1 protein-coding gene is annotated in these 460 nt (G+C 43.7%); it reads right to left on the bottom strand.

Annotated features, from left to right (window positions below; translation table 11 throughout):
* Positions 1 to 371 (bottom strand): ISL3 family transposase (locus ACYQ8U_RS23205; RefSeq protein WP_459947928.1); only part of this gene is annotated, 371 nt, incomplete at its 3' end.
* Positions 372 to 460: the final 89 nt, after the last annotated feature.

Here is a 460-nt window from a genome sequence, read left to right as displayed (position 1 = left end):
AAATGATCAAAAACGATTACCGCTTGCGGCAAATTTTCTTGAACTGCCTTGATATATGCTGGTGACATATCGATGGCAACTGCTTCAATCTTCACCTTTCGATACCGGCGCAATCTCTTCCAAAAGGGCTCCAGTGCTTCGCTTCCTTTGCCCTCTCCGACAAAAATCACTGCCCCATCAAGAATGTTCATTACAACCGTCAGATAATGATGCTTGCCCACAGAAATCTCATCAATAGCGATCTGCTCTAATTCGTTGAGATTTGGCTGGGCATATTTCTTTTGAAGATACCTTTTTTGTATGCTTTTAACGATATCCCAACTCAGGCCCAAGTATCTGGACACATCTGCAATAGTCATATACCTGGCCAAATCGAGAACAGACCGCGCCAAAGCCTTGGTATATGTGAAACGGGGATCTGCAAACCCAATATCTGATTGGCGAATGACATGGCATTCTT

The sequence above is a fragment of the Desulfocastanea catecholica genome, assembly GCF_054657295.1.
Note: the sequence above shows the minus strand (reverse complement) of the source record. Positions and strands in the feature narration are given on the sequence as shown.